Source organism: Caballeronia arationis (assembly GCF_001544975.2).
Lineage (GTDB): Bacteria > Pseudomonadota > Gammaproteobacteria > Burkholderiales > Burkholderiaceae > Caballeronia > Caballeronia arationis.
The window spans coordinates 1-4,116 of sequence record NZ_FCOG02000278.1 but is presented as its reverse complement, the minus strand read 5'-3'; the positions used below and the strand labels follow the sequence as shown (position 1 = coordinate 4,116).

Sequence of the window (4,116 nt, the reverse complement as noted above, 5' to 3'; positions counted from 1 at the left end):
AACGGCGATCAATACCTTCATCGCGAGTCGCCCGAGTACCGCGACGCCGTCAAGCGCAAGACCCACGCCTATCACGTCTTCATTCAGGCTGGCATCGTCTGCCAGGGACTGCTTCAGTACCTGGCAGCGGTATTCCCTTCACTCGTCTGGAGTTCCTTTGGATCCTGGCTGCGCACCATCCGTCCCGGCATCCCTCCATCGGAGTTGGTTGTCGCCAGTGCACTACGACAATGCCTGCCCGAATTTCTCGTGAATAGCGCCAAAACCAATTTCTTCGCGAAATTCATCGCCGAAAGGCAGGACCCTGACACCTTCGAGATGTTCCGACTGGCCACATAACCCCAAGACTGTGCCGAACTCGGCACTCTTGAGGGAGTTCTACAAGCGCTTTTATTTCAGACCGACGAAGATCTGGGAAATCGTCCGCGAGATGCTGGTCAGTTGGGAGATGATGAAACGGCGCCTGCAAGAGGGCGTGGAGTTCTTCAGGTTCCTCAGGGACCATAAGGCGTAAGCTGTGAGGCCTGACACGTGTTTGCACGATGATCGCAACGGCATTGGGCTCAAGTGTTGATCGCGGTATGGCAACATGCCGGCCAAAACACGGTTGCGCGCATTCGATGAATGGATCGCCTGGTCCAACTGCGACGAGTGAACGCACGTCGTCTTGAACATAAAGCTTGGGACCGCGGCGCAGAGCGACGCGCGGACGTCATGCAATTCCAGGTGCCGATGCGATCCGCCTGCGACCGTCGCAGGGTCCAGGAATTGCCGTGCGGGTGACTGCTTGGTCGCCGGTTGGAGCAACAGGCAGGCGCGGAACGAAGCTTAGCGCGAGCGGTGGTGCCAAATGCGGCCCGACATTTTTAGTCTCGCATAAGAAAGGCTTTTTGCTTGGCGGTCTCAAAAGCGAAGTGCAACACCTATGTCGTATAAGGTGTCGCAATGCCCGACAAAACTTCGTATCAGCAACTTCAAGCTGAAGAACGCCTTGCCATCGCAAGCCGACGGCTGCAGGACGTGAGTATCAGGGCCATGGCCCTGATACTCGGGCGTTCACAGCGACCATCAGTCGCGAGCTGATGCGAAACAGCTCCGCCACTGGCTACGCATCGGTGCCGGCTCAAGCACTGACCGCCGCCCGCCGTAGCGCGGGCCGCCGTCCCGCCAAGCTTTGCCTCCAAGGCGTTCGCTGGCGGGTTGGGAACCGCCGCCTCAGCTCTGGCGGGCTTCTCCGCCAAACTCAACGCGATCCTGAAACCCTGCGTCAGAGCTTCACATATGACCAGGGCAAGGAACTCGCGCGGCATCAGGAACTTGCCGCCACCACAAGCGTGAGGGTGTACTTCTGCGACCCACGCGGCCCGTGGCAACGCGGCACTTGCGAAACACCAACGGATTGCTGCGTCAGTACCTTCCCAAAGGCACCGACCTGTCGGTCTACAGTCGGGATGAACTCGATGCTATCGCCGATAGCTTGAACAGCCGGCCGCGCGCAACGCACGCGTTCCACTCGCCGTTCGAGGTCTTCGCTACAACTTGCCTCGGCGAGCCAACCTCCAGACGCTAAACATTAAAAAACCTGTTGAACTTACAGTAAGTTTGAAACCGCCAACACAAACGCTGCGCCAAAAGGATTATAGCCCGGCAAATCTTAGCGTGAGCTTAAGAAGAGGAAATCAGGCCAATTGAACTTCCAAAAGAATTGGTGTCGTTAAGAATGAGTGGTGCGACGGCATCGGTGTTTTCACTTAGCGCTTGCCTGACAGGCGATGCTTTGTCGCGAAGACAAGTTACAAATCTCAGAGTATTTCCTTACGGCAGAAACCGATGACGCGCCTGCGGGCGCCGACACGGATTCACGGCGCTGCCCATTGTTTGGGCTGCGTACGTTGCCATGGTTATGACCCTGAAATCTGCTCAAACCTTACTAAAAAAGTCAGGTCGTTCTTGTCTGTTGCTTACACTAGTCGTACGTGCATCAGTGATTCTATATAGAAACCATTAAATCATTTGCTGTGCATTATTGCGAACGCGTCCGCATGCTTACGCCCATGAACCGCGCAACGGTGTCTTGACGACGTCGCCGCGAGCGAGACGCGCTCGGTCCGCGAAAGACAAGCGCTCCGCCGGAACGAATCTGTGCTTTGCCAGTGCTGGTCCAATGAAGGAGCCAATCGATGAAACAGCCTTTGATCGCGTTACTTCTTGCTGCAACGGCCGTGATAGCTGGTTGCGGCGGCAGCGACAACTCAAATTCAACGTCGTCCACTTCACCCCCCTCAACGACAACACCCACGAACTCGAAGCTGTTGACGAATATCACTGTGCCGAATGCGTCGGTGCCGCCGTTTAGCTTTGATATCGGCTATGTGGAAGGAGGGCGATACTATTTGGCGGATCGCAATAACAAGGCCGTCGATGTTGTCGATACGAAGTCGAACGGGCTCATCGCTCAGGTTACGGGATCCTTCACCGGCGCCGGCGCAACAACGGACGCGTCCGGTCCCGATGGGATCGTGGGAATCACCGGCACGAATACTCTTTACGTGGGGGATGTGGACTCAGTCAAGATCGTCGATACGGCCGCGCTAAAAACGGTCAAGACCATTGCTATCAGCAATTCTGGCTCACGTGTCGACGAGGGGTGTTACGACCCGGACGACCATCTCGTGATGTACGCGAGTCCCGGTGAGACGCCGCCCTTCGTCACTTTCATCTCCACGACGACTCAAAGCGTGGTGTCGAAACTCGTATTCAATGGTTCATCAGGGCTTGAGGCCTGCACTTATGATTCGACCACGAAAAACTTCTACATCAACAACGATGGCACGTCAGCCCATCCAGACGGCGAACTTGACGTCATAACCGCAAACTCGGTCACGGCTGGCGCACCCGTCGTCAGCAAGGCTTTCCCGCTCGATAAATGTTCGCCCACGGGTATCGCGTTGGGACCGAACAGCGACGTGCTGGTGGGATGCGATCCTTCAGCCGGCAGCCCGCTCATCACATTGATTCTGGACCGGAATACCGGTAGTCAACTTGCCTCGGTGCCTTTCGGCGGCACCGACCAGGTAACGTACGATCCCGCCTCGAATCGATACTTCCTTCCCGCACGGCACTATGTCACGAGCGGCACCGCTGCGTCCTCGGGGTTCAGTCCTCAGATGGGCGTAATCGATGGAGCGTCGCGCCAGTTGCTATACAAGGTGCCAGTTGGAGCGGGGGCGCATTCTGTAGCCGTCGACAGCGGTCTTGGTGAAGTCTATGTGCCGTTCCAGCCTGGCACTTCGGCTAACTTTGCAAACGGAGGGATATCGGTCTTTGCAACGAAGTGATCTTGCAAAGGTCGTAGCTTATCCTGCAGGCAAAGGGGGCGAATTGGGCAGCTGATAGCTCAGGATAGACCGCTGAGCGCTCGCTTCCTTTCTCGAGAAATTCATAGGCAAGAACGCGAGGCACGCGACCTCAATGCTATTGCGATGAACGTTGCAATCTCTTCGAGGCGGTCTACCGGAGGCACGTGTGCAGGTGCATGACGAATCTATGCCTGAGCGGAGCGTAAAAATACGGGATCGATCGGAGCGTCTGCCGTTCGGTTCTGCTTCGTTCCGGTTTCGATGACCTTGAACCGGTCCAGTTCGCGCATCGACATCGTGATGGTCCCAGTCGTATTCATCGCCCGCGCTCCTGAAACGCCTGTCTGGCGACGAACCTACGTCAAAATGCGACATTTCTTATATGCTCAAGAGTGCCGAGTTCGGCACAGTCTTGGGGTTATGTGGCCAGTCGGAACATCTCGAAGGTGTCAGGGTCCTGCCTTTCGGCGATGAATTTCGCGAAGAAATTGGTTTTGGCGCTATTCACGAGAAATTCGGGCAGGCATTGTCGTAGTGCACTGGCGACGACCAACTCCGATGGAGGGATGCCGGGACGGATGGTGCGCAGCCAGGATCCAAAGGAACTCCAGACGAGTGAAGGGAATACCGCTGCCAGGTACTGAAGCAGTCCCTGGCAGACGATGCCAGCCTGAATGAAGACGTGATAGGCGTGGGTCTTGCGCTTGACGGCGTCGCGGTACTCGGGCGACTCGCGATGAAGGTATTGATCGCCGTT

General features: G+C 56.5%; 3 protein-coding genes and 4 pseudogenes. 5 read left to right on the top strand and 2 right to left on the bottom strand.

Features of this window, described 5'->3' with window-relative positions; translation table 11 throughout:
- The 5 genes and pseudogenes from AWB81_RS46195 to AWB81_RS40875 all read left to right on the top strand — a co-directional run.
- A pseudogene (locus AWB81_RS46195) lies at positions 1-339 on the top strand (IS4-like element ISCku4 family transposase); the annotation flags it as partial.
- A 28-nt stretch (positions 340-367) separates the two neighbouring features.
- A pseudogene (locus AWB81_RS49035) lies at positions 368-514 on the top strand (hopanoid biosynthesis associated radical SAM protein HpnJ); the annotation flags it as partial.
- Positions 515-945: 431 nt separating this feature from the next.
- Positions 946-1,083 (top strand): helix-turn-helix domain-containing protein, encoded by a 138-nt coding sequence (locus AWB81_RS47850; RefSeq protein WP_235026184.1) that lies wholly within the window; start codon positions 946-948, stop codon positions 1,081-1,083.
- 123 nt (positions 1,084-1,206) lie between these two features.
- Positions 1,207-1,570, top strand: a pseudogene (locus AWB81_RS47845) (IS30 family transposase); the annotation flags it as partial.
- 610 nt (positions 1,571-2,180) lie between these two features.
- Positions 2,181-3,338, top strand: a complete 1,158-nt coding sequence (locus AWB81_RS40875; protein ID WP_062644116.1) for a YncE family protein — start codon at positions 2,181-2,183, stop codon at positions 3,336-3,338.
- Between the two features lie 206 nt (positions 3,339-3,544).
- Here AWB81_RS40875 and AWB81_RS48465 read toward each other — a convergent pair whose 3' ends face one another.
- The gene (locus tag AWB81_RS48465; protein ID WP_268811807.1) at positions 3,545-3,679 is read right to left on the bottom strand and encodes a hypothetical protein; all 135 of its coding nucleotides are present in this window, start codon (positions 3,677-3,679) and stop codon (positions 3,545-3,547) included.
- A gap of 98 nt (positions 3,680-3,777) precedes the next feature.
- Positions 3,778-4,116, bottom strand: a pseudogene (locus tag AWB81_RS46185) (IS4-like element ISCku4 family transposase); the annotation flags it as partial.

Excerpts from the sequence above, each read along its gene's own strand:
- AWB81_RS48465 (WP_268811807.1), bottom strand. The coding sequence starts at position 3,679 with ATGAATACGACTGGGACCATCACGATGTCGATGCGCGAACTGGACCGG.
- AWB81_RS40875 (WP_062644116.1), top strand. The coding sequence starts at position 2,181 with ATGAAACAGCCTTTGATCGCGTTACTTCTTGCTGCAACGGCCGTGATA.
- AWB81_RS47850 (WP_235026184.1), top strand. The coding sequence starts at position 946 with ATGCCCGACAAAACTTCGTATCAGCAACTTCAAGCTGAAGAACGCCTT.